21 protein-coding genes, 6 tRNA genes and 1 pseudogene are annotated in these 22,462 nt (G+C 60.1%); 12 read left to right on the top strand and 16 right to left on the bottom strand.

Going from position 1 to position 22,462, the window contains the following annotated elements; translation table 11 throughout:
- Positions 1–119: 119 nt before the first annotated feature.
- The 6 genes from Q0V31_RS19085 to Q0V31_RS19110 form a co-directional block, all read right to left on the bottom strand.
- Positions 120–195: transfer RNA gene (locus Q0V31_RS19085), tRNA-Glu, on the bottom strand.
- Positions 196–258: 63 nt separating this feature from the next.
- Positions 259–334, bottom strand: a tRNA-Ala gene (locus tag Q0V31_RS19090).
- Between the two features lie 51 nt (positions 335–385).
- Positions 386–461, bottom strand: a tRNA-Glu gene (locus Q0V31_RS19095).
- A gap of 64 nt (positions 462–525) precedes the next feature.
- Positions 526–601 (bottom strand) — tRNA-Ala (locus tag Q0V31_RS19100).
- Positions 602–747: 146 nt separating this feature from the next.
- On the bottom strand, positions 748–2,229 hold the full coding sequence (gene gltX, locus Q0V31_RS19105; protein ID WP_298190505.1) for a glutamate--tRNA ligase: 1,482 nt from the start codon (positions 2,227–2,229) through the stop codon (positions 748–750).
- A gap of 36 nt (positions 2,230–2,265) precedes the next feature.
- The gene (locus Q0V31_RS19110) at positions 2,266–3,186 is read right to left on the bottom strand and encodes a LysR family transcriptional regulator (RefSeq protein ID WP_298190507.1); all 921 of its coding nucleotides are present in this window, start codon (positions 3,184–3,186) and stop codon (positions 2,266–2,268) included.
- A gap of 106 nt (positions 3,187–3,292) precedes the next feature.
- Here Q0V31_RS19110 and Q0V31_RS19115 point away from each other — a divergent pair, with 106 nt between their 5' ends.
- Genes Q0V31_RS19115 through Q0V31_RS19125 form a run of 3 tightly spaced genes read left to right on the top strand, consistent with a single transcriptional unit; the run spans position 3,293 to position 6,830 of the window.
- The gene (locus Q0V31_RS19115) at positions 3,293–4,342 is read left to right on the top strand and encodes an HlyD family secretion protein (protein WP_298190509.1); all 1,050 of its coding nucleotides are present in this window, start codon (positions 3,293–3,295) and stop codon (positions 4,340–4,342) included.
- A 49-nt stretch (positions 4,343–4,391) separates the two neighbouring features.
- On the top strand, positions 4,392–5,882 hold the full coding sequence (locus tag Q0V31_RS19120) for an MDR family MFS transporter (RefSeq protein WP_298191154.1): 1,491 nt from the start codon (positions 4,392–4,394) through the stop codon (positions 5,880–5,882).
- Positions 5,883–5,930: 48 nt separating this feature from the next.
- Positions 5,931–6,830 (top strand): EamA family transporter, encoded by a 900-nt coding sequence (locus Q0V31_RS19125; RefSeq protein ID WP_298190511.1) that lies wholly within the window; start codon positions 5,931–5,933, stop codon positions 6,828–6,830.
- A 103-nt stretch (positions 6,831–6,933) separates the two neighbouring features.
- Here the strand turns inward: Q0V31_RS19125 and uvrB are convergent, their stop codons facing one another.
- Entirely contained in the window at positions 6,934–8,949 is a 2,016-nt protein-coding gene (uvrB, locus tag Q0V31_RS19130; protein WP_298190513.1) for an excinuclease ABC subunit UvrB, read from the bottom strand.
- Between the two features lie 188 nt (positions 8,950–9,137).
- Here uvrB and Q0V31_RS19135 point away from each other — a divergent pair, with 188 nt between their 5' ends.
- The 5 genes from Q0V31_RS19135 to Q0V31_RS19155 all read left to right on the top strand — a co-directional run bounded on the left by Q0V31_RS19135 (position 9,138) and on the right by Q0V31_RS19155 (position 12,719).
- Entirely contained in the window at positions 9,138–10,334 is a 1,197-nt protein-coding gene (locus Q0V31_RS19135; RefSeq protein WP_298191156.1) for an amino acid aminotransferase, read from the top strand.
- Positions 10,335–10,398: 64 nt separating this feature from the next.
- Positions 10,399–10,474 (top strand) — tRNA-Asn (locus Q0V31_RS19140).
- Positions 10,475–10,483: 9 nt separating this feature from the next.
- A tRNA-Pro gene (locus Q0V31_RS19145) sits at positions 10,484–10,560 on the top strand.
- Between the two features lie 267 nt (positions 10,561–10,827).
- A complete protein-coding gene (locus Q0V31_RS19150; RefSeq protein ID WP_298190515.1) occupies positions 10,828–11,052 on the top strand; it encodes a DUF2061 domain-containing protein in 225 nt (74 codons plus the stop codon).
- Positions 11,053–11,159: 107 nt separating this feature from the next.
- On the top strand, positions 11,160–12,719 hold the full coding sequence (locus Q0V31_RS19155) for a beta (1-6) glucans synthase (protein ID WP_298190516.1): 1,560 nt from the start codon (positions 11,160–11,162) through the stop codon (positions 12,717–12,719).
- On the opposite strand, the gene Q0V31_RS19160 is transcribed toward Q0V31_RS19155, so the two are convergent.
- A complete protein-coding gene (locus tag Q0V31_RS19160) occupies positions 12,666–13,088 on the bottom strand; it encodes a hypothetical protein (protein WP_298190518.1) in 423 nt (140 codons plus the stop codon). The two genes, Q0V31_RS19155 and Q0V31_RS19160, sit on opposite strands and share 54 nt — an antisense overlap.
- A 101-nt stretch (positions 13,089–13,189) precedes the next feature.
- Here Q0V31_RS19160 and Q0V31_RS19165 point away from each other — a divergent pair, with 101 nt between their 5' ends.
- The 4 genes and pseudogenes from Q0V31_RS19165 to Q0V31_RS19180 all read left to right on the top strand — a co-directional run bounded on the left by Q0V31_RS19165 (position 13,190) and on the right by Q0V31_RS19180 (position 16,484).
- Positions 13,190–13,762, top strand: a complete 573-nt coding sequence (locus tag Q0V31_RS19165; RefSeq protein ID WP_298190519.1) for a hypothetical protein — start codon at positions 13,190–13,192, stop codon at positions 13,760–13,762.
- A 136-nt stretch (positions 13,763–13,898) separates the two neighbouring features.
- On the top strand, positions 13,899–15,197 hold the full coding sequence (locus Q0V31_RS19170; protein ID WP_298190521.1) for a serine/threonine protein kinase: 1,299 nt from the start codon (positions 13,899–13,901) through the stop codon (positions 15,195–15,197).
- A 76-nt stretch (positions 15,198–15,273) separates the two neighbouring features.
- Positions 15,274–15,966: pseudogene (locus Q0V31_RS19175) on the top strand (VacJ family lipoprotein); the annotation flags it as partial.
- 74 nt (positions 15,967–16,040) lie between these two features.
- Positions 16,041–16,484, top strand: a complete 444-nt coding sequence (locus Q0V31_RS19180; RefSeq protein ID WP_298190526.1) for a MerR family transcriptional regulator — start codon at positions 16,041–16,043, stop codon at positions 16,482–16,484.
- Between the two features lie 7 nt (positions 16,485–16,491).
- Here Q0V31_RS19180 and Q0V31_RS19185 read toward each other — a convergent pair whose 3' ends face one another.
- The 8 genes from Q0V31_RS19185 to Q0V31_RS19220 are packed head-to-tail and all read right to left on the bottom strand — an operon-like array spanning position 16,492 to position 22,442.
- Entirely contained in the window at positions 16,492–16,818 is a 327-nt protein-coding gene (locus Q0V31_RS19185) for a hypothetical protein (RefSeq protein ID WP_298190528.1), read from the bottom strand.
- A complete protein-coding gene (gene ccmI, locus Q0V31_RS19190; protein ID WP_298190537.1) occupies positions 16,815–18,017 on the bottom strand; it encodes a c-type cytochrome biogenesis protein CcmI in 1,203 nt (400 codons plus the stop codon). Before ccmI ends, Q0V31_RS19185 begins: the two co-directional genes overlap by 4 nt.
- Positions 18,017–18,529, bottom strand: a complete 513-nt coding sequence (locus tag Q0V31_RS19195; RefSeq protein ID WP_298190544.1) for a cytochrome c-type biogenesis protein — start codon at positions 18,527–18,529, stop codon at positions 18,017–18,019. Before Q0V31_RS19195 ends, ccmI begins: the two co-directional genes overlap by 1 nt.
- Positions 18,526–19,062: a DsbE family thiol:disulfide interchange protein gene (locus Q0V31_RS19200; RefSeq protein WP_298190551.1), complete on the bottom strand. Its 537-nt coding sequence runs from the start codon at positions 19,060–19,062 to the stop codon at positions 18,526–18,528. The genes Q0V31_RS19195 and Q0V31_RS19200 overlap by 4 nt, the downstream gene beginning before the upstream one ends.
- Positions 19,059–21,032 (bottom strand): heme lyase CcmF/NrfE family subunit, encoded by a 1,974-nt coding sequence (locus Q0V31_RS19205; RefSeq protein ID WP_298190560.1) that lies wholly within the window; start codon positions 21,030–21,032, stop codon positions 19,059–19,061. Before Q0V31_RS19205 ends, Q0V31_RS19200 begins: the two co-directional genes overlap by 4 nt.
- A complete protein-coding gene (gene ccmE / locus Q0V31_RS19210) occupies positions 21,029–21,514 on the bottom strand; it encodes a cytochrome c maturation protein CcmE (protein WP_298190568.1) in 486 nt (161 codons plus the stop codon). The genes Q0V31_RS19205 and ccmE overlap by 4 nt, the downstream gene beginning before the upstream one ends.
- The gene (gene ccmD, locus Q0V31_RS19215) at positions 21,511–21,687 is read right to left on the bottom strand and encodes a heme exporter protein CcmD (RefSeq protein ID WP_298190575.1); all 177 of its coding nucleotides are present in this window, start codon (positions 21,685–21,687) and stop codon (positions 21,511–21,513) included. The genes ccmE and ccmD overlap by 4 nt, the downstream gene beginning before the upstream one ends.
- Positions 21,684–22,442, bottom strand: coding sequence for a heme ABC transporter permease (locus Q0V31_RS19220; RefSeq protein WP_298191160.1), 759 nt, complete (start codon positions 22,440–22,442; stop codon positions 21,684–21,686). The genes ccmD and Q0V31_RS19220 overlap by 4 nt, the downstream gene beginning before the upstream one ends.
- Positions 22,443–22,462 lie beyond the last annotated feature (20 nt).

The raw sequence follows: 22,462 nt of genomic DNA on the forward strand, positions 1-22,462 counted from the left end.
CGCCAAAGCCCCTACCTGGGCCAAGCACGCCACTTACGGCGCAAAACACCCAAGGCAAAAAAACAAAAGGGCCATTCAGTTAAGAATGACCCTTCAAAATCCCGCAGAGCGGGCAAAAATGGCGTCCCCTAGGGGACTCGAACCCCTGTTACCGCCGTGAAAGGGCGGTGTCCTAGGCCACTAGACGAAGGGGACGAAACCTTCGAAAAACAAGGCCAGCTTAACGCTGGCCCGTGGCAGTTACTGCTACTGCAAAATTGGTGGAGATAAACGGGATCGAACCGTTGACCTCTTGCATGCCATGCAAGCGCTCTCCCAGCTGAGCTATACCCCCAGATTTATCGCCTCTCGGCTCACAGCCCAAACCAGCACTGCTTTTTGAAACTGGCGTCCCCTAGGGGACTCGAACCCCTGTTACCGCCGTGAAAGGGCGGTGTCCTAGGCCACTAGACGAAGGGGACGTAACCCTTCTACAACGCAACCAGCTACAAGAGCTGATTGTGGCAAGCCTTTCGGCTTTGAAGATGGTGGAGCTAAACGGGATCGAACCGTTGACCTCTTGCATGCCATGCAAGCGCTCTCCCAGCTGAGCTATAGCCCCATCTCAAGGACGGGGCGCATGTTAAAAGCGCGCCCCACTCCTGTCAACATTATTTTTACCGACAAGCGTAATCTTTATGCTGGCAGAACAACCACTTACCCCATCCCGTCGACCTAAAACGACGACCGGACGAGGCAATCAGCGGCTTAGGCAATGGCCGCCAGCAGCTTTTCCCACTCTTTGTTTTCTTTCTTCGATACGCCACCGAGCAGCTCAATGGCCTGGCGCAGACGGAAGCGTGTCAGATCCGGGCCGAGGATCTCCATGGCATCGAGCACCGACACCGAGCTGGCCTGACCGGTAATCGCCGCGAACATCAACGGCATGGCATCACGCAATTTCAGCTCAAGGTGTTCGACCACCGCCTGAATGCAGCCGGTGATCTGCTCTTTCTCCCACTGACGCAGTGCTTCGAGCTTCCACAGGATCAACTGCATGACCTGACGCACCTGGTCGGCCGAAAGCTTCTTGTGCGCGAACAGCGCAGCATCTGCTGTCACGCCACCGGCGAAGAAGAAACTGGCCAGCGGGGCAATCTGACTGAAGGTTTCCACTCGGCCCTGCACGTGCGGGGCTATCTGCATCAGGTAATTGCTATTGAACGCCCACTTCTGTGCACCGGCAGCGAAATCCTCGACGCTCAACTCACGCATCCACTGACCATTGAGCCAGGACAGCTTCTCCAGATCGAAGATCGGACCACCCAGCGATACGCGATTGATGTCGAAGTGCTCGACCATCTCGTCGAGGCTGAACTTCTCGCGCTCGTCCGGCATCGACCAGCCCATACGGCCGAGGTAGTTGAGCATGGCCTGGGGCAGATAACCCATGCGCTCGTAGAAGGTGATCGAGGTCGGGTTCTTGCGCTTGGACAGCTTGCTCTTGTCCGGGTTGCGCAGCAGCGGCATGTAGCACAACTGCGGCTTGTCCCAACCAAAGTACTCATAGAGCAGAATCAGTTTGGGCGCCGACGGCAGCCACTCTTCGCCGCGCAATACGTGGGTGATACCCATCAGGTGGTCATCAACCACGTTGGCCAGGAAGTACGTTGGCAGGCCGTCGGTCTTCATCAGCACCTGCATGTCCATACGGTCCCACGGAATTTCGACCTCGCCACGCAGCATGTCCGGCACCACGCAAACGCCGTTGCTCGGTACCTTCATGCGTACTACGTTCGGCTCACCCGCCGCCAGGCGCTGCTGCACCTCGGCGGCCGGCAGGCTCATGCAGTGACCGTCATAACGCGGCGTCTGCTTGGCTTCCATCTGCTCGGCACGCACTTTATCCAGGCGCTCGGCGCTGCAGAAGCAGTGGAAGGCATGGCCTTTCTCGACCAGCTCGGCGCTGTACTTCTGGTAAATGTGACCGCGCTCGCTCTGCCGATACGGGCCGTGCGGGCCACCAACATCCGGGCCTTCACTCCACTCAATACCCAGCCAGCGCAGGGCGTCATAAATCTGCTGTTCCGACTCACGGGTCGAGCGCACCTGGTCGGTGTCTTCGATACGCAGGATAAATTCGCCACCGTGCTGACGAGCAAAGCACAGGTTGAACAGGGCGATATAGGCGGTGCCTACGTGCGGATCACCAGTGGGCGACGGCGCGATACGGGTACGAACGGTGGTCATGGCAGCTCTCAGAGGAATGTGCAACGGGCAATCGTTTCAAGGCCGCGATATTAACAGGCTGGCCGCCGCCGGCTCCAGCAACCGACCATCCGATAGCGGCAGACTGGTCATCAGAAAATCCAGAAAGGTTTTCACCTTCATGGCCTGGAAACGCCGCGAAGGATAAACCGCGTACAACTCACCCGCTGGCAGGCTGGCGTCTGGCAGCAACTCGACCAAGCGCCCCTCAGCCACCGCCAGCGCACTGATCATGATGGGCAAGCCGGCAATTCCCGCTCCCGCCAGCGCCGCCTCGCGGGCAAAGGTGATGTTATTGCAGGCCAAAATACGCTGACAGGCGATACTCTCACCCAGCAACGGCCAGTAACGTGATGAGTCATTCGGCAGCACTATCGCCCGGTGCGCCTGCAACTCGCCTACATGCTGCGGCGTACCATGCAAAGCCAGGTAGCCAGGGCTGGCGTATAGACGGCGGCTGGTTTCAAACACCTTGCGTGCGATCAGGGTTGAGTCCTGCGGCTGGCCAACCAAAATGGCGATGTCCACGCCCTCTTCCACCGGATCAACGTGCCGCGAGGTCAGCTCAACTTCAGCACTGATATGCGGATACAGGCGCATAAAATCGCCCAGGACGCGGCCGAGAAATAACTGCCCAAACTCAATCGGCGCGGTAATCCGCAGCAACCCGGAAGGCTCCTGTTGCAGTTGCATGACGGCCTGCTCGGCCTCGGCAAAATCGAGCATGATCTGCCGGCAACGCTCGTAATACGCCTGACCGACTTCGGTAAGGCGTAGCTTGCGCGTGGTGCGATTGAGCAAACGCACGCCAAGGCGCTCCTCCAGCAAGGCAATCCGCCGGCTCACCGTCGACTTTTGCATGCCCAACCCCTGCGCCGCCAAGGTAAAGCTGTGGCACTCCACCACCCGCGTGAAAATCAACGCATCATCCAGCCCCATGATTGTTCCCTATAAGCAACAAAGTTTATGAAGTCTAGCGACTACAGGCGCGAAAGGAACACTGGTAAATTTGCTTACACTTTTGCCAGAGCCACGAGCGCCCGCCATGCCCACCCAGCTGAAACGCCGCCTGTTTATCTTCCTGACGGCTCTAGGCCTGATTGCCGCCGCCCTCCTCGGCCACTGGTTGCTGGTCGGCCGCTACCTTGAAACGACCGACAACGCTTACGTACAAGGCGAGATCACCCGCGTATCCAGCCAGCTGGGCGCGCGCATTGAGCAGGTCCTGGTACAGGACAACCAGCATGTAGAGAAAGGCCAGTTGTTGCTGGTATTGGAAAGTGCCGACTTTGAACTGGCCAAACAGCGTGCCGAGGCCACACTCGCCACCCGCGAGGCCGAGCTGAGCCAAGCGCGCAGCATCCTGGAGCAACAAGCCAGCCTGATTGCCGCCAGCCAGGCAGATGTAGCCGCCAGCGAAGCAACCCTGGGCCGCACCCAGGTCGACCTTTCGCGCGCCCAGGCCCTGCGCAAGCCAGGTTTCGTCTCCGAAGAGCGCGTCACCAGCCTGGCGACTGACAGCCGTATTGCCCGCTCGCACGTCAGCAAGGCGCAGGCCGACCTGCAAGCCCAGCGCCAGCAAATCAACACCCTCAACGCGCAAATCAAACGCCTGCAAGCGCAGATCAACAGCGCCCGTAGCGACCTGGCGCAAGCCGAGCTAAACCTCACACGTACACAAATCCACGCCCCCATCAGCGGTTTTGTCGGCCAACGTGCCGCACGCAATGGCCACGTTGTGCAGCCGGGCGCCTACCTGCTGTCGCTGGTTCCCGACCAGGACGTCTGGATTCAGGCCAACTTCAAGGAAACCCAGATCGGCCGCATGCTCCCCGGCCAGAGCGCCGAACTGACCTTCGACAGCTACCCCGACACCCCTATCGATGCCCAGGTAGACAGCCTGTTCGCCGCCTCGGGGGCACAGTTCAGCCTGTTGCCGCCAGACAACGCCACCGGCAACTTCACCAAGGTGGTGCAACGCATTCCGGTGAAACTGACCTTCGCCGCCGACAACCCACTCAAAGGCCTGATCCGCCCCGGCATGTCGGTCGAAGTAAAAGTCGATATCAGCGCCGACGCTCGCCATGGCGGCTGATGCACTGACTCGCCCCACCGGCGAACCGAGCCGACGCGACTGGATTGCGGTGATGAGCGTGATGCTCGGCGCATTTATGGCCGTGCTGGATATTCAGATCACCAACTCATCCCTCAAAGATATCCAGGGCGCACTGTCAGCCACCCTGGAAGAAGGCTCGTGGATTTCCACCTCCTACCTGGTCGCGGAAATCATCATGATCCCGCTCACCGCTTGGCTGGTGCAGTTGCTCTCGGCGCGCCGCCTGGCCGTGTGGGTATCCATCGGCTTTTTGTTTTCATCACTGCTCTGCTCAATGGCCTGGAGCCTGGAGAGCATGATCGTGTTCCGCGCCATGCAGGGTTTTACCGGCGGCGCACTGATCCCGCTGGCGTTTACCCTGACCCTGATCAAGCTGCCCGAACACCACCGCGCCAAAGGCATGGCGCTGTTCGCCCTGACCGCGACCTTTGCCCCCTCAATCGGCCCTACACTCGGCGGCTGGCTGACCGAGAACTTCGGCTGGGAATACATCTTCTACATCAACGTACCGCCCGGCCTGCTGATGATTGCCGGGATTCTCTACGGCCTGGAGAAAAAAGCGCCACATTGGGAGCTGCTGAAGAACACCGATTACGCCGGCATTCTCACCCTCGGCCTGGGGCTTGGCTGCCTGCAGGTATTTCTTGAGGAGGGCCATCGCAAGGACTGGCTGGAGTCCAGCCTAATCAGCGGTCTGGGCAGCGTTGCCGCGATCAGCCTGGTGTTGTTTTTCATCCTGCAGACCTCAAGAGCCAACCCACTGATCAATCTGGGCGTGCTGCGTGAGCGCAACTTCGGCCTGTCGAGTATTTCCAGTGTCGGCTTGGGCATGGGCCTGTATGGCTCGATTTATGTGCTGCCGCTGTATCTGGCGCAAATCCAAGGCTACAACGCCCTGCAAATCGGCGAAGTGATCATGTGGATGGGTGTGCCGCAGCTCTTCATCATTCCACTGGTGCCACTGATGATGAAAAAGGTCTCGCCCAAATGGCTCTGCGCGATTGGCTTCGGCCTGTTCGGGGCGGCCAGCTTCGCCTCCGGGGTGCTCAACCCGGATTTTGCCGGCGAGCAGTTCAACCACATTCAGATCATTCGCGCGCTCGGCCAACCGCTGGTGATGGTGACCATCTCGCTGATCGCCACCGCCTACGTAATGCCGCAAGACGCCGGTTCGGCGTCGAGCCTGTTCAACATCCTGCGCAACCTTGGCGGCGCCATCGGCATTGCCCTGCTGGCGACCCTGCTCGACAGCCGCGCCAAGACCTATTTCGACTACCTGCGCGAATCCCTGGTGCCGAGCAATCCGCAGGTCGCCGAGCGCCTGGCACTGCTGACCGAGAAACTGGGCAGCGAGCAGGCCGCCCTGGCCAAACTCAGCGAAATCACCCATCAACAGGCGGCGATCATGGCCTACAATGACGCCTTCCATTGTATTGGCATCGCCCTGGCTATCAGCATGCTCGCCGTGCTGCTGACCCGTCAGCTGCCGCCCGGTGCCACTGGTGGTGCCGCACACTAATCCACAGCCTGCGCCGATCCTCGGCGCACTGTTGTTTCTAGGTTGCCCATGCCTGAGTCCGCTGCACGCGCCCGCACATTGTTGCTGATAGGCGCTTTCGCCATTATTTATCTGGGCTGGGGCACCACCTACCTGGCAAACCACTTCCTGCTGCTGGAAGTGCCACCCTTCGTCATCGGCAGCCTGCGCTTTTCCTTTGCCGGGCTATTGGCCCTGGCGTGGGTAATCCTCAGCGGCCAACTGCGTATTCAACGCAGCGATTGGGGCGGGGTATTGCTGGGCGGTTTAAGCCTGATCGCAGTCGGCCAGGGCGCACTGATCTACGCCAACCAGTTTTTGCCAACCGGCATGCTGGCCATGCTCTACACCACCCTGCCGTTATGGAGCGTGGCACTGGAGTGGCTGCTCGGTGAACGCCCGCCATTGTGGGTGATGTGCGGCCTGGCACTGGCCTGCAGCGGGATTGTCCTGCTGATGAATAACGGCCTGGACCAGAGCGCCTCAGCCGAACAATGGCTCGCCGGCCTGCTGGTGGTCGGCGCCACCCTGCTGTGGGCGTGCGGAGCCTGGCTGTTGCGCCAACGCCCGCCGTTTCGCTCCAGTTGGCTGGGGCTGAGCCTGCAAATGCTGATCGGCGCCCTGCTGCTCGGCTTGTTCGGCCTGTGGCATGGCGATTGGCAAAGCCTCGATTTGCGCAGCATCAGCAGCAACGCCTGGCTCTGGCTGGCATACCTGGTCTTGCCGGTGAGCCTGGGGGTGTATCCCGCGTACTTCTGGCTACTGCGCGAAGTGCGCCCCAGCCTGGTGTCGACGTTCGCCTTCGTCAACCCGGTGGTGGCCCTGCTGCTCGGTTACCTGGTGCTGGACGAGCACCTCAGCCTGCTGGCCATGCTCGCCTGCGGCATCACCCTGGGCGGTGTAATGCTGATTATCTTCGGCCGGCGCTAAGCGACCTGCGTAGGGTGGGTAGAGCACAGCGATACCCATCAAGCGCCAATGATGGGTATCGGCGCCACGCGCCTCAACCCATCCTACGTCCTAAAAGCCCTTGCTAAACCTGCAAGAGTCGATCCCGCAGCTTCTGAATTTCATCACGCATCTGCGCGGCGGCTTCGAATTCCAGGTCGCGGGCCAGCGCATACATTTTTTCTTCGAGCTGACGAATGCGCTTGCTGATCTCGCTCGGCGAGCGCAGCTCGTTCTCATAACGTGCGCTTTCCTCCGCTGCCTGGGCCATGCCTTTGCGTTTCTTGCTACGCGATCCGGGCACGTTAGCACCCTCAAGGATGTCCTTAACGTCCCTGAACACCCCTTTGGGGGTAATGCCATTGGCTTCGTTGAAGGCGATCTGCTTGTCACGGCGCCGCTCGGTTTCACCGATGGCGCGCTCCATGGAGCCGGTCATGCGGTCGGCATAGAGAATCGCCCGGCCATTGAGGTTACGCGCGGCGCGACCGATGGTCTGGATCAGCGAACGCTCGGAGCGCAGGAAGCCTTCCTTGTCAGCATCGAGAATCGCCACCAATGACACTTCCGGCATGTCCAAGCCTTCGCGCAACAGGTTGATCCCCACCAACACATCAAAAACCCCGATACGCAGGTCGCGAATGATTTCGACCCGCTCCACGGTGTCGATATCCGAGTGCAGGTAACGCACCCGAACCCCGTGATCGGCTAAATAGTCGGTCAAATCCTCGGCCATGCGCTTGGTCAGGGTGGTCACCAGCACGCGCTCTTCGATGGCCACACGCTTGTGGATTTCCGAGAGCAGGTCATCGACCTGAGTCAGCGCCGGGCGCACTTCGATCTGCGGATCAACCAGGCCGGTGGGCCGCACCACTTGCTCAATCACCCGCCCAGCATGCTCGGCTTCGTAGTTACCCGGCGTCGCCGAGACAAAGATGGTTTGCGGGCTGGCCGCCTCCCACTCTTCGAACTTCATCGGCCGGTTGTCCAGCGCCGAAGGTAAGCGGAAGCCGTACTCGACCAGGGTTTCCTTGCGCGAGCGGTCGCCCTTATACATCGCCCCGACTTGCGGCACCGACACGTGGGATTCGTCGATTACCAGCAGCGCCTGATCCGGCAGGTAGTCGTACAAGGTGGGCGGCGGCTGGCCGGAATCGCGCCCAGAGAGGTAGCGCGAATAGTTTTCGATGCCGTTGCAGTAACCCAGTTCGATGATCATCTCCAGGTCGAAGCGGGTGCGCTGCTCCAGGCGCTGCGCCTCGACCAGTTTGTTATTGCTGCGCAGATATTCCAGGCGCTCGACCAACTCGACCTTGATCTTCTCCACGGCCTCCAACAGCACCTCACGCGGGGTGACGTAGTGGCTCTTGGGGTAAAAGGTGAAACGCGGCAGCTTGCGAATCACCTCACCGGTCAGCGGATCAAACGCCGAGAGGCTTTCGACTTCATCGTCGAACAGCTCGATACGGATGGCTTCCAGATCGGATTCCGCCGGAAAGATGTCAATCACATCACCGCGCACGCGGAAGGTCGCGCGAGCGAAGTCCATGTCATTACGGGTGTATTGCAAGTCGGCCAGGCGGCGCAGCAGCGCGCGCTGATCCATCTTGTCGCCACGGTCGACGTGCAACACCATTTTCAGGTACGACTCAGGACTACCCAGGCCATAGATGCACGACACGGTGGTGACGATGATTGCGTCCGACCGCTCCAACAACGCCTTGGTCGCCGACAAACGCATCTGCTCGATATGGTCATTGATCGAGGCGTCTTTCTCGATAAAGGTATCCGAGGACGGCACATAGGCTTCCGGCTGGTAGTAGTCGTAGTAGGAAACGAAATACTCCACCGCGTTATTCGGAAAGAAGCTCTTGAACTCGCCATACAGCTGCGCCGCCAGGGTCTTGTTAGGCGCTAGCACCAGGGTCGGGCGCTGAATTTGCGCGATCACATTGGCGATAGAGAAGGTCTTGCCCGAGCCGGTTACGCCGAGCAAGGTCTGGTGCGAAAGCCCTGCCTCCAGACCCTCAACCATCTGCCGAATCGCCTCGGGCTGATCGCCGGCAGGCTGGAAGCGGGTGACCAATTGAAACTCGGACATGACTGACCTCGATAAAACCACTGTGACCTAGCTTGAAAGCCTACGTCATAACAGTTGAATTGCGTGTGCACGCTGTCGCGGCACACGTTATGGCTCGGTATACTACCGGGCCACTTACGCAACCCCTAGCATCTGTCGTAGCGGGGTGTTGCTTGATTCTCACCTTCCTCTTCGAGTTGCCGCATCCCATGAGCCTGTTCTCTGCCGTCGAAATGGCGCCGCGCGACCCAATCCTGGGCCTTAACGAAGCATTCAACGCTGACCCTCGCACTACTAAGGTCAACCTAGGCGTCGGTGTTTACACCACCGAAGAGGGGCGTATTCCCCTGCTCCGCGCCGTGGCCGAAGCGGAAACCATTCTCACCGCGGCCCAGGCGCCACGTGGCTACCTGCCGATCGAAGGCATCGCCGCCTATGACCAAGCCGTGCAGAAACTGCTGTTTGGCCAAGATTCAACTCTGATTCAACAAGGCCGCGTGATCACCACCCAGGCCATTGGCGGTACGGGCGCACTGAAAATCGGCGCCGACTTCCTCAAGCGCTTGCTGCCAGACGCCACCGTAGCGATCAGCGACCCAAGCTGGGAAAACCACCGCGCACTGTTCGAATCCGCTGGCTTTCCGGTGCGCAACTACCGCTACTACGATGCATTCAGCAACGGCGTTAACCGTGGCGGCCTGCTCGAAGACCTGAAGAATCTGCCCGCTCGCTCCATCGTGGTGCTGCATGCCTGCTGCCATAACCCAACCGGTGTCGACCTGACTCTGGACGATTGGAAAGCCGTGCTGGAAATTCTTCGCGAGCGTGAGCACGTGCCCTTCCTCGACATCGCCTATCAGGGCTTTGGCGATGGCATCGAACAAGACGCCGAAGCCGTGCGCCTGTTTGCCGAGTCCGACCTGACGTTCTTCGTCTCCAGCTCGTTCTCCAAGTCGTTCTCCTTGTACGGCGAGCGTGTCGGTGCACTGTCCATCGTCACTGGCTCGCAAGAAGAAACCGGCCGCGTACTATCGCAGGTCAAGCGGGTGATCCGCACCAACTACTCCAACCCGCCGACCCACGGCGCCAGCGTGGTGGCCACCGTACTCAACAGCCCAGAGCTGCGTAGCATGTGGGAAACCGAGCTGGGCGAGATGCGCGAGCGCATTCGCAGCATGCGCATGGCCATGGTTGAGCAGCTGGCGGCACTGGGTGCCAAACGTGACTTCAGCTTTGTCGCCGAGCAACGTGGCATGTTCTCCTACTCCGGTCTCACCACCGAACAGGTCGAGCGTCTGCGCGGCGAATTCGGCATCTACGCTGTCGGTACGGGGCGCATCTGCGTCGCGGCACTCAACCAGCGCAACCTGCCCGCCGTCACCCAGGCGATTGCAGCGGTTCTCTAAAGCACAGGGGAAGTCATTCAAGTATTGACTTCCCCTTTCTAATCAGTAGGATACGCGCAGTTGTTCCGCGATAGCTCAGTCGGTAGAGCAAATGACTGTTAATCATTGGGTCCCAGGTTCGAGTCCTGGTCGCGGAGCCAGTAGTTCATCGGGGTATAGCGCAGTCCGGTAGCGCGCCTGCTTTGGGAGCAGGATGTCGGGAGTTCGAATCCCCCTACCCCGACCATATTTGGGTTGTTAGCGCAGTTGGCGTTTCGCCAATTGCTCGGTGGTTTAAACCTCGCAACAGCCAACATTTCAAGCCTGCTTGAAAATAAAAAACCCGCCTAGTGCGGGTTTTTTATTGCTTATTTTCCTGCTAACCGGTGCATGGGCCGACCAGCGCCTCAATCATAAAAAACTATCAAAGCCATTCATACGCAACATTTTAACAATCACACTTGAGCCATTAGGCTACACCTCAACGAACAACAATTTTCACTCGAGGTGCAGCATGCTCAAGACCGTGACGTTTACCTTGATGCACTTTTGCATTGCCTTCGCTGTCACTTACGCTTTGACCGGCAGCATCGCCGCCAGCGGCCTGGTTGCCACCATAGAGCCGCTATGCAATTCGGTGGGGTTCTACTTCCATGAGAAGCTCTGGCAGCGCATCGAAGGTCGCTCGACTGCCACCGACAACCGCCCTAAACATGCCTGGTTGCACCACTCTGCATGACGGCTTGAGAGCAGCGCCAAGCACTTGACCTTGGCGCTAAAAACAGCCCGCCAAGCCCTGAGTCAATCCGCTACTATGCGCGCCTCAGCCACCATACGCGCCCGATCATGCCTGCCACTTGTCGCTTCCCTACAGCACCTTACGTGTTTGCCTGCCTGCTCGGCCTGATGATGCTGTTCGGCCTTTGGTTTGCCATTGGCCAACCGGTTGAGTTGGCCGATGCGGCCACGCCCACGCACAAGCTGCAGTGTGCGTCCTACACGCCGTTTGCCAAAGACCAGTCGCCCTTCGACCAGCCGACCCAGCTGCGCCCCGAACGCATGGACGCGGACCTGGCGATCCTGGCCGAGCGCTTCGAGTGCCTGCGCACCTATTCGGTGACCGGCCTGGAAGAGCTGCCGAACATGGCGCGCAAGCATGGCTTGAAATTGATCGTCGGCGCCTGGGTCAGCCGTAACCCAGCTGATACCGCCATTGAGATTGCCGGTCTGGTAAAGATCGCCAACGCCCACCCGGATGTGATCCAGGCGGTAATAGTCGGCAACGAGGCGCTGCTGCGCAAAGAGGTCACCCCGCAACAACTTGTGGCGCTGATTGAACAGGTCAAGGCGCAGATCAAACAGCCGGTCACCTACGCCGATGTCTGGGAGTTCTGGCTCAAACATCCAGAAGTCGCGCCAGCGGTGGACTTCATCACTATTCATTTGCTGCCTTACTGGGAAGACAATCCAGCCGGTATTGAAACCGCCCTGCATGACGTCGCCGAGGTGCGCCAGACGTTCGGCATCGCCTATGCGCCAAAGGACATCATGATTGGCGAAACCGGCTGGCCCAGCGAAGGCCGCCAGCGCGAAACTGCGGTGCCGAGCCGGGTGAACCAAGCGAAATTCATCCGTGGCTTCGTCGCCATGGCCGAGCAGAATGGCTGGCGCTACAACCTGATCGAGGCCTTCGACCAACCCTGGAAACGCATCAGTGAAGGGGCGGTGGGCGGTTACTGGGGTCTGTATGACGCTGACCGCCAGGACAAATCGATCCTCTCCGGCCCCGTGTCCAACCTTCCGCATTGGCCAGCCTGGCTGGCTGTTAGCCTGAGCCTGTTTGCCGCGGCGCTGTTACTGGCTGGGCGTCCACATGCAACCCGCGCCGCGCTGCTGCTACCAATGCTTGCGGCATTGGCTGCTGGCTGCATTGGTCTGTTTGCCGAGCTGATGCTGATCACCAGCCGCTACCTCGGCGAATGGCTCTGGGCCGGCGCACTGATTGCGCTGAACCTGACGGTGATGGCCTACGCCGTGTTGTTACTCGGTCAGCAAACAGGCTGGCGCTTGCGGCTATTCAACTGGCTGCACGGCAAGGCAGCAGTGTGGCTGCTGCTGAGTGGCTTTGCCGGCGCGGTGATGATGCTCGCGCTGCTGGTGGATGCTCGCTACCGCAGCTTCCCCAGCGCCGCACTATTACTGCCGGCACTGGTTTATCTGTGCCATCCGGTGAGCGGCTACCGCCGTGAAATCGCCTTGCTGGCCCTGCTGATCGGCGCGGGCATTGCCCCGCAGCTGTACCAGGAAACCCTGGGCAACGGGCAGGCCCTGGGCTGGGCGTTGATCAGCGCGTTACTGGTCGCGGCCCTGTGGCGCAGCTTGCGGGCCAAAGCACACAGCGCCTGAGCAAACAGTTTGCGGCGCACGCACCCAACGCAGCAGCGCCAGCACCACGGCGAACACGCCCAGGCTGGCGCTGTACAACACCAGCGCCGGCAGACCGAGTAGTAATGCCGGAACCGCCAGGCGCTTGCCCCACACGCCCGGCCAGACAAACGCCAGCACGGCACAAAGCAACGAACCCCAGGCCAAGACCCGGAAGTGAACCAGCCAACCAACCACGGCACGCAGCTGGCAACCTAAGCGCTGCGGTTCTGCCACGCACAACCCCACCCAGCGATCGCTCTCCATCAACGAGTAACGCAGCAGCAAACTGCCGGCCAGACACAGGGTCGCAACAATTATTACCAAGGCCAGGGGCACGTAGCGTTGCATAGAGAACTCTGAGCAATTGAGGGCTGCGTAGAATATGCCGCCACGTCCCAGATAACACCCAGAGATCGCCTACTTATAGCCTCTGCGACTAAAATCCAGCCATGCTTATACGTCGCCTGATACTGCTCACCGCCAGCCTGCTCGGCCTCTGGTTGCTGTCGGTCATCGTGCTGCCCACACCCAGCAGCTTACCGCCGAGCATGCCATTAACCAGTGGCAGCTGGCGCGTGGATGAGTACACCATCAGCCCGCTGCAAGGCTTTCAGCTGGACGCGCGCATCCTCGCGCGTGAAGACTATTACCTTGACCGGGGTGCAAAGCTCTCGCCGACCGACCTAGCACTCGGCTGGGGGCCGATGGCCAACCCCGAGGTGCTGCGCCATATCAGCATCAGCCAGGGCAACCGCTGGTACTTCTGGCGGGCCAAGCAAATGCCGATTGCCCGCCGGCAGATTGAAACTCACAGCGCCAATATGCATCTGATACCCGCCAACCCTGCCGTGGCCGGCACCCTGGCGCAGCTCAAAGCGGGCCAGCAGATTCGCCTCGCAGGCCAACTGGTGCGCGTCGACGCCGACGATGGCTTTAACTGGGTCAGCTCGCTCAGCCGCGAAGACACCGGCAACGGTGCCTGCGAGCTGATATGGGTCGAACAATTAGTTGTATTGCCTTAACAAGTCGAACTTCGAAATGACGCTAACGTCTGAAAAATGCGGACCTAGAACGAATACCGTACGTAATCGAGCTTATGTGGTCATAATCGACGCGCATTGCTCCGCAGCAACCGCCCTGCTCTCATGAGATATAGCCATGTCGCACTTCCCTCGCCTGCTTGCCCTTCTCAGTTGCCTGGCCTTGATTACCCCCGTCAGCGCGGCCGATATCGACGCCAGCAGCTATGGCTACCCAATCAGCAACCCATTCGTAGCCACGTTGACAACCACACCGCCAGAGCTGCGCCCGGAGTTGCCGGCCGACGCCGATATCAACCAGAGTGACTACAAAATCAAACTGCGCCCGGAGCGCGAGTTCGAATTGCCGGAAAACTTCTGGTCAGTCACCAAGATGCGCTATCGCCTGGCCGAGCAGTCCGGCGAAGCACCGCTGATCTTTATCATCGCCGGCACCGGCGCACATTACGCCAGCAGCACCCCGGAATACCTGAAGAAGCTGTTTTACGGTGCGGGCTATCACGTGGTGCAACTGTCGTCGCCGACCAGCTATGACTTTATGACCTCGGCTTCGCGCTTTGCCACGCCCGGCATCACCCGTGACGACGCCGACGACCTGTACCGCGCCATGCAGGCCGTGCGAGCGCAGCACCCGCGCCTGAAAGTCAGCGAGTTTCACCTCACCGGCTACAGCCTGGGCGCGCTGCAGGCAGCCTTTGTCAGTGAGCTGGATGAAACCCGCCGCAGCTTCAACTTCAAACGTGTGCTGCTGCTCAACCCGCCGGTCAACCTCTACACCTCAGTGACCAATCTCGACCGCATGGTGCAAACCCAGGTTGAGGGCATCAACAACAGCACCACCTTCTACGAACTGGTACTGGGCAAACTGACCCGCTACTTCCAAACCAAGGGCTACATCGATATTAACGACGCACTGCTCTATGACTTTCAGAACTCGGGCGAGCAACTCAGTGACGAACAACTGGCCATGCTGATTGGCGCCGCCTTCCGCTTCTCCTCGGCCGACATTGCCTTTACCTCGGACCTGATCAATCGCCGCGGCTTGATCACCCCGATCGACTACCCCATCAGTGAAGGCACCAGCCTCACTCGGTTCTTCAAGCGTGCGCTGCAATGCGACTTTGACTGCTATTTGACGGAACAACTGATCCCCATGTGGCGGGCACGCACTGACGGCGGCAGCATCGCGCAGCTAATCGACCAGGTCAGCCTGTATGGCGTGGCTGATTACCTGAAGAACAGCAACAAGATCGCCGTCATGCACAACGCCGATGACGTGATCCTGGGTCCCGGTGACCTCGGCTTTTTGCGCCGCACCCTGGGTGAGCGCCTAACCGTTTATCCGCTGGGTGGCCATTGCGGCAACCTCAACTACCGCGTCAACAGCGACGCCATGCTGGAGTTCTTCCGTGGCTAAGCCCATTTCCATTGCTGTATTTATCTCCCTGCTGCTCGGCAGTAGCCTCACCTATGCTCAGCACGCGGCCCATGACGATGGCTTTAAACAGCCCATGCAGCATCTGCAGTTCAACCCGGGGCTGGATCAGCGCGAATTTGAGCGCTCGACACTCAATGCACTGAATGTCTATGACCCACTGGAGTCATGGAACCGCCGCGTTTACCACTTCAACTATCGCTTCGATGAGTGGGTGTTCCTGCCGATTGTCGATGGCTACCGCTACGTCACCCCCACTCTGGTGCAGCGCGGCGTCAGCAACTTCTTCAGCAACTTAGGTGATGTGCCCAGCCTTCTCAACAGTGCACTGCAACTCAAAGGCAAGCGGACCATGCACACCACCGCCCGCCTGCTGCTCAACACCACGCTCGGCGTTGCCGGCCTGTGGGATCCGGCCACGCGCATGGGCTTACTTAAGCAGAAGGAAGACTTCGGTCAGACCCTCGGCTATTACGGCACCCCTGCCGGGCCTTACCTGATTTTGCCCATACTGGGCCCGTCAAACCTGCGCGACACCGGTGGTTTAGTGGCGGACTTCACGGCAAAAAGTCAGGTCAACTGGCTGAATGTCGCCGAAGCTAGCGTCAGCCACCCGGAAATCACCCTACTGGAAGTTGTCGACCAACGCTCCACCGTGAATTTCCGCTACGGCCAGCTCAACTCGCCGTTCGAGTACGAGAAAATCCGCTTCTTCTACCATGAGGCGCGCAAGCTGCAGATCGCCGAATAAACCGCCGCGTTTGACCCAAGGGCCGCCCACAGGTTTTAACCTGACGCGGCCCTTATCAATTCTGGAGAGTAGCTATGCGCGTCGCCCAACTGGCTAAAGCCGCCGCGGTCAGCAGCGAGACGGTTCGCCACTACACCGATCTCGGCTTGCTCAAACCCTCGCGCAACCCGGATAACGGCTATCAGCAGTACTCAAGCGAAGACCTGCAACGCTTGCGCTTTATCGCCCGCGCCCGGCGCCTGGGCTTTAGCCTGAAAGACAGCCAACAGATACTCGCCAGCGCCGACAATGGCCAGGCGCCCTGCGCCGAGGTGCGTGATCTCCTCAACGAACGCCTGACCGCCCTGCACGCTCATATCGACGAGTGTCAGCGCCTGGCACTGGTGATGCAGAACGCCTTTGCCAACTGGGCCGACAAAGGCGACTGCGCCCCGGACGGTCACGCCATCTGTCGCTTAATCGAAGAGTTCGAGCCGGATATCGAGCGCCGCCCAGCGACGCCCTGCCCTGCGCATTGAAGATGACTTATTGGGCGTAGCGGCGAGACAACCCCGGCGGCACGCCGCTGCTGTCGGTCGGTAACCAAGGGCCCTGCGGACTACTGGCCCAGCTCCAACCGGAGTTCCAGCGGTAATAGGTGCGCTCACGGTAGTACAGGTGAGAAGCCCCACCGACCACATACACCCCCAGCCGCGCATCCCACTGGCTGGCCACCCCAGGTGGCGGAGCAAACCGTGGGTGGTTGCCGCTAGCGCTCGGACTTTTCACCGGTGTGCTGTTCAGCGGGGCCTGCACGCAAGCACCGAGCCCCAGCAGGCTGACGAGCACAACACCACGCCAGAGCGGACTCATGGCGCTTTACTGTCCGCGCTGTCGATCAACAGCTGCTGCAACTCTGTGCTCTTGCTGGCCAACGGCTGGCTGCTACCCACCCACTCGCCCGCCGTGGCATTGCCACTGCGGGAGATCCGGGCGACCAGTTGCACCTGTTCGAAGCCGGAGATTTTCAGCTGCGGCATCATCGCATCGCTGTCGGACAGGCTGACTTCAGCCGGCAGGTCCGCCACCGTGAGGCGCTTAACCGCCAATGGCATCGACGGCCCAGACACCGCGCGGGCGAAGATAAACACCGCATCGCCCGGTTGCACCTTGGCTTGCAACTCGGCCGCCAGCATTACCTTTACCGTCAACCCTGGGCCAGTGGCAGGCACAGCGTCGGTTGCAGGCTCACCCAGCTGCTCGCGGGCACGGTCGATGCCGCCCTGAATCGCCTGACGCGAAGGGTCTTCGCTGGGCAAAAGCGCCACCAACTGCTGCCAGTGGCCAATCGCCTGCTGGTATTGACCGCCTTCATACGCGGCAATACCGAGCAGGCCTAGACTGGTGACTTCCGCCGGGTCGGCTTTAAGCGCTTCATCGGTCAGCGCCTGCAACTGCGGCGTCCATTGCTTGTCACCGGCAAAATACAGTGCCTGCGCCCACTGGCCGAGTAACTCAGGCGCGCGCCCTGCCACTTCAATGGCCTGTTCAAAGGCGGCGGCGGCATCAGCGGCGCGCTCCTGGGCCATATAGGTACGCCCGAGGAAGTACCAGCTTTCGCCGGACTTCGGGTCGTTCTTCACCGCGGCTTCCAGGCGCGCGGTCATTTCCTCGATGGTTTTCGGCTGCTCGGCAAAGGTACGCGCACGTTCAACATCGTCGATCGCGCCCCAGTGCTGATACAGGCCATAGCCCAACAGCGGCATCAACAGCGCGGCAATCAGTGGAATCTTGCCACCTAGCGAGCGCTGAACCGGCTGCGCCAGCACGCCTTCGGTATCCGCCAGCAGCTCACGGGCGGCCTCATCACGGCCAGCGGCAAGCTGTTCAGCATTCAGTGCGCCGGCGGCATGTTGCGCCTGCAAGTCCTGCAAGCGTTCCTGGTACAGGGTGACGTTAAGTGCAGTACGGTCTTCTTCGGCTTGGAGCTTGCGCCCACGCACCACAGGAATCAGCAAAAACGCCAGGGCTGTCAGCAACAGCAGGCCGGCGCATAACCAAAATTCAATCATCAGTCTTTCTTATCCACAGGCGGTTGATTAGCGGGCTGTTGGCTGGCGGACTGCTGGCTAAGCAGAGCAGCTAGACGCTGCTGTTCATCCGCAGACAGGTCACTCTTCACCTCAGCCGATTGACGGCGACGACGCAACAGAATGACCCCAAGCAGGACGAAACCACCCACCAGCAAACCAGCCGGGCCGTACCACAGCAGCAGCGTGCGCGCGGTGACAGGCGGCTTGTAGAGGACAAAATCGCCATAGCGACTGACTAGATAATCAATAATCTGCTCATCAGTCTTGCCCTCTCCCAGCTGGCGATGAACCTGTGCTCGCAGGTCCATGGCAATCGGTGCATCAGAGTCGGCGATGTTCTGGTTCTGGCACTTGGGGCAGCGCAGCTCTTGCACCAAGGTGCGATAACGCTGGCGCTCGGCCTCGTTAGCAAACTCGTAGGTATCGATGGCGGCCTGGGCGGTGCCCAGCAACGCCAGCCCCAGCACGGCGGCAGTGAGTAAACGCCTCATGGCTGAGCCTCATCGACCAATTCTTGGTAAAGCGCAGCCAATTGCTCACGCCAGACCCGCTCATCAATTACGCCGACAAACTTGTGGCGGATGATCCCGGCCTTGTCGATCAGGAAGGTCTCAGGCGCGCCATACACGCCCAAGTCCAGGCCAAGGGTGCCGCGAGCGTCATTGATATTCAGCTGATAAGGGTCATGGAACTCCACCAGCCACTTCTGCGCGGCGGCGTTGTCGTCCTTGTAGTTGACCCCATAAATGTTCACACCCAGCTTGGCCAGTTTGTTCAACACCGGATGCTCTACCCGGCAGGCCACACACCAGGTGGCCCAGACATTGACCAGCGCCGGCTTACCGATCAAATCGGCTTCACTCAGCGCCTGACCGTTCTGCACCGCCGGCAGGCTAAAGGCCGGGAATGGCTTACCGATCAGCGCCGAAGGCAATTCGGCCGGATCAAGCCACAAGCCGCGGTAAAGAAACGCCGCCATGCCGAGAAACAGCGCCAGCGGTAGCAACAATAGTAAACGTCTCATGCCTGCGCCCCCGCCATACCCAATGCATCACGCACGCGGGTGCGCACCTTCATCCGGTAACGCTTATCGGAAGCGGAGAGGAAACCGCCGAAGCCCATCAACAGCGCACCGAACCAGATCCAGCGCACAAACGGCTTGATGTGCACTCGCACCGCCCAAGCGCCGTTTTCCAGCGGCTCACCCAGGGCCACGAACAGGTCGCGGGTGATTCCGGCATCAATACCTGCCTCGGTCATCACTGACTGCTGCACGGTATACAGGCGTTTCTCCGGGTGCAGCACAGCAATCTGCTTGCCGTCTTCGAGGATGCGCACGGTGCCTTTATCCGAGGTAAAGTTTGGCCCCTCAAAGTGCTCGGCACCTTCAAAGACAAACTGGTAACCGCCGATCTCCACCGACTCTCCCGGTGCCATGCGCATGTCACGCTCGAAGCTGCCCATGCTGGTCAGCACCACGCCCAAGGCGCAGATCGCCATACCCAAGTGCGCTGTTTGCATGCCCCAATAACTGCGGGTCAGGCTCGGCAACCCTCTGAGCAGACCCTTGTGCCGGGTTTTTTCGAGGATATCGCGCACCCCAGCCAGCACCACCCAGGCCGCCAGCAGGCAAACACCAAGCACGGCCCAGTTGAAGTCACCGACCAGCAAGGTCGCCACCACGGCCAATACCACGCTGCCGATCAGCACCGGCGCGAGCATGTTCAGCAGCCACTTCAGCGGTGTGTCCTTCCAGCGTACGACCACGCCCACGGCGATCATCGCCATCAGCAGGCCCATCAGCGGCACGAACAACGCGTTGAAGTACGGCGGCCCAACCGACAGCTTGGCGCCGGTCATGGCGTCCAATACCAGCGGGTAAAGCGTGCCGAGCAAAATCATCGCCGCGGCGACCACCAGAATCAGGTTATTTACCAGCAACAAGGTTTCCCGCGACCACAGGGCAAAGCCAACCTGGCTCTTGACCACCGGCGCACGAATGGCAAACAGCGCCAGCGAACTGCCCACCACGATCAGCAGGAAAGCCAGGATAAACACACCGCGCTCAGGGTCGCTGGCGAAGGCATGCACCGAGGTCAGCACCCCGGAACGCACCAGGAAGGTACCGAGCAAGCTAAGCGAGAATGCGGCGATGGCCAGCAGCACGGTCCAGCTTTTGAACACGCCGCGTTTTTCCGTCACCGCCAGGGAGTGGATCAGCGCTGTGCCGACCAGCCAAGGCATAAACGAGGCATTTTCCACCGGGTCCCAGAACCACCAGCCGCCCCAGCCGAGCTCGTAATAGGCCCACCAGGAGCCCAGCGCGATGCCAATGCCGAGGAAGGCCCAGGCGACGATGGTCCATGGGCGCGACCAACGCGCCCAGGCGGCATCCAGCTTGCCGCCGAGCAAGGCGGCGATGGCGAAAGCAAAGGCCACGGAAAAACCGACGTAACCCATATAGAGCATCGGCGGGTGCACGATCAGGCCGAAGTCCTGCAATAACGGGTTGAGGTCACGGCCGTTGGTCGGCGTATCGAACAACAGACGCTCGAACGGGTTGGAGGTGATGATCAGGAACAGCAGAAAACCGATGCTGATAATCCCCATCACCGCCAGCACGCGGGCGAGCATTTCTTCCGGCAACTGCCGCGAGCAGATCGACACGGCAAAGGTCCAGCCGGCGAGGATCAGCCCCCACAACAGCAGCGAGCCTTCGTGCGCGCCCCACACGGCGCTGAACTTGAAATACCAGGGCAACGCGCTGTTGGAGTTGTTGGCCACATAGGCGACGCTGAAGTCGTCGACCATAAAGGCGTAGGTCAGGCAGATAAAAGAAAACAACAGGAAGGCAAACTGCCCCCAGGCAGCCGGCTGCGCTAGGCTCATCCACTGGCGATCACCACGCCAGGCACCAATCATTGGCAGTGTCGCCTGCACCAGCGCCATGCACAGCGCCAGAATCATCGCCAGATGGCCAAGTTCGGGGATCATTGCGTGTACTCCTGCTTACCTGCTTTAGCCGCTTGGGCGGCGTCGTGCTGCTGTTTCATGCCGCTCTGCTCCAGTGCCTGCATCACCTCTGGCGGCATGTAGTTTTCATCGTGCTTGGCCAGCACTTCATCGGCAATCAGCACGCCACTGGCATCAAGCTTGCCCATGGCGACAATGCCCTGCCCTTCACGGAACAGGTCCGGGAGGATGCCGCTGTAGCGGATGGTCACGCGCTTCGCGCCGTCGCTGACCACAAAATCAGTTTCCAGCGAATCACGGGAGCGCTGCACCGAGCCTTCCTCGACCAGGCCACCGGCACGGATACGCGTGCCTTGCGGGGCTTCGCCATTGGCGATCTGCGTGGGGGTGTAGAACAGGTTGATGTTCTGCTGCAACGCGCTCAGGGCCAGGGCCACAGCGATGCCCACACCGGCGATGATCGCCAGGACAATAAACAGGCGTTTCTTACGCAGCGGATTCACTTCGACTCCTCCCGACGCAAACGACGCGCCTCGTCTTGCAGATAACGGCGACGCGCCAGGATTGGCAGCGCCACATTCAGCCCCAGCACAGCCAGGCTGATGGCGTAACAGAACCAGACATAAGGCCCATGGGTGCCCATGGCGAGAAACTCGCTGAAACTGGCAAAACTCATCGGCCCTTCTCCACCAGCGCTTTCACTTCCGCTTTAGCCCAGTTGCTGCGCGCCTCGCGTTTGAGCACTTCCAAACGCATGCGCAGCAGCAGCACCGCGCCGAAGAAGCAATAGAAACCCAGCACCATGATCAGCAGCGGCATCCACATTTCGAACGGCATGGCTGGTTTTTCGATCACGCTAAACGTGGCGGGCTGGTGCAGGGTGTTCCACCACTCCACCGAGTATTTGATGATCGGGATATTCACCACCCCGACAATCGCCAGCACCGCACAGGCCTTGGCCGCGCTGTCACGATTGCTGATGGCATTGCCGAGGGCGATTACGCCGAAATACAGGAACAACAAAATCAGCATCGAGGTCAGGCGTGCATCCCAGACCCAGTAAGTACCCCAGGTCGGCTTGCCCCACACCGCGCCCGTCACCAGGGCAATCACGGTCATCCAGGCACCGATGGGCGCGGCTTGCTGCAAGGCCACATCGGCGAGCTTCATCTTCCACACCAGGCCAACCGTGCCGGCAACAGCCAGCATCACGTAGATCGATTGGGCGAGAAAGGCAGCCGGCACATGGATGTAGATGATGCGAAAGCTATTACCTTGCTGATAATCCGGCGGCGCAAACGCCAGCCCCCAGACGAGGCCCACCAGCAACAACACGGCCGCCGCCAAGGCTAACCAAGGCAGCCAACGGCTGCTGATTTCATAAAACCACTTGGGCGAGCCGAGCTTGTGAAACCACGTCCAGTTCATCAGGTTACTCATCAGTGCTAGGG

The organism is uncultured Pseudomonas sp. (assembly GCF_943846705.1).
In the GTDB taxonomy this organism is placed as follows: Bacteria; Pseudomonadota; Gammaproteobacteria; order Pseudomonadales; family Pseudomonadaceae; genus Aquipseudomonas.

Bases quoted from the DNA above. Each gene is read 5' to 3' on its own strand.
- ccmI (WP_298190537.1), bottom strand. From the start codon at position 18,017: ATGATTGAATTTTGGTTATGCGCCGGCCTGCTGTTGCTGACAGCCCTG.
- Q0V31_RS19150 (WP_298190515.1), top strand. From the start codon at position 10,828: ATGCTCAAGACCGTGACGTTTACCTTGATGCACTTTTGCATTGCCTTC.
- Q0V31_RS19195 (WP_298190544.1), bottom strand. From the start codon at position 18,529: ATGAGGCGTTTACTCACTGCCGCCGTGCTGGGGCTGGCGTTGCTGGGC.
- Q0V31_RS19165 (WP_298190519.1), top strand. From the start codon at position 13,190: ATGCTTATACGTCGCCTGATACTGCTCACCGCCAGCCTGCTCGGCCTC.
- Q0V31_RS19180 (WP_298190526.1), top strand. From the start codon at position 16,041: ATGCGCGTCGCCCAACTGGCTAAAGCCGCCGCGGTCAGCAGCGAGACG.
- Q0V31_RS19110 (WP_298190507.1), bottom strand. From the start codon at position 3,186: ATGGGGCTGGATGATGCGTTGATTTTCACGCGGGTGGTGGAGTGCCAC.
- gltX (WP_298190505.1), bottom strand. From the start codon at position 2,229: ATGACCACCGTTCGTACCCGTATCGCGCCGTCGCCCACTGGTGATCCG.
- Q0V31_RS19155 (WP_298190516.1), top strand. From the start codon at position 11,160: ATGCCTGCCACTTGTCGCTTCCCTACAGCACCTTACGTGTTTGCCTGC.
- Q0V31_RS19205 (WP_298190560.1), bottom strand. From the start codon at position 21,032: ATGATCCCCGAACTTGGCCATCTGGCGATGATTCTGGCGCTGTGCATG.
- Q0V31_RS19170 (WP_298190521.1), top strand. From the start codon at position 13,899: ATGTCGCACTTCCCTCGCCTGCTTGCCCTTCTCAGTTGCCTGGCCTTG.
- ccmD (WP_298190575.1), bottom strand. From the start codon at position 21,687: ATGAGTTTTGCCAGTTTCAGCGAGTTTCTCGCCATGGGCACCCATGGG.
- Q0V31_RS19115 (WP_298190509.1), top strand. From the start codon at position 3,293: ATGCCCACCCAGCTGAAACGCCGCCTGTTTATCTTCCTGACGGCTCTA.
- Q0V31_RS19125 (WP_298190511.1), top strand. From the start codon at position 5,931: ATGCCTGAGTCCGCTGCACGCGCCCGCACATTGTTGCTGATAGGCGCT.
- Q0V31_RS19135 (WP_298191156.1), top strand. From the start codon at position 9,138: ATGAGCCTGTTCTCTGCCGTCGAAATGGCGCCGCGCGACCCAATCCTG.
- Q0V31_RS19160 (WP_298190518.1), bottom strand. From the start codon at position 13,088: ATGCAACGCTACGTGCCCCTGGCCTTGGTAATAATTGTTGCGACCCTG.
- uvrB (WP_298190513.1), bottom strand. From the start codon at position 8,949: ATGTCCGAGTTTCAATTGGTCACCCGCTTCCAGCCTGCCGGCGATCAG.
- Q0V31_RS19200 (WP_298190551.1), bottom strand. From the start codon at position 19,062: ATGAGACGTTTACTATTGTTGCTACCGCTGGCGCTGTTTCTCGGCATG.
- Q0V31_RS19185 (WP_298190528.1), bottom strand. From the start codon at position 16,818: ATGAGTCCGCTCTGGCGTGGTGTTGTGCTCGTCAGCCTGCTGGGGCTC.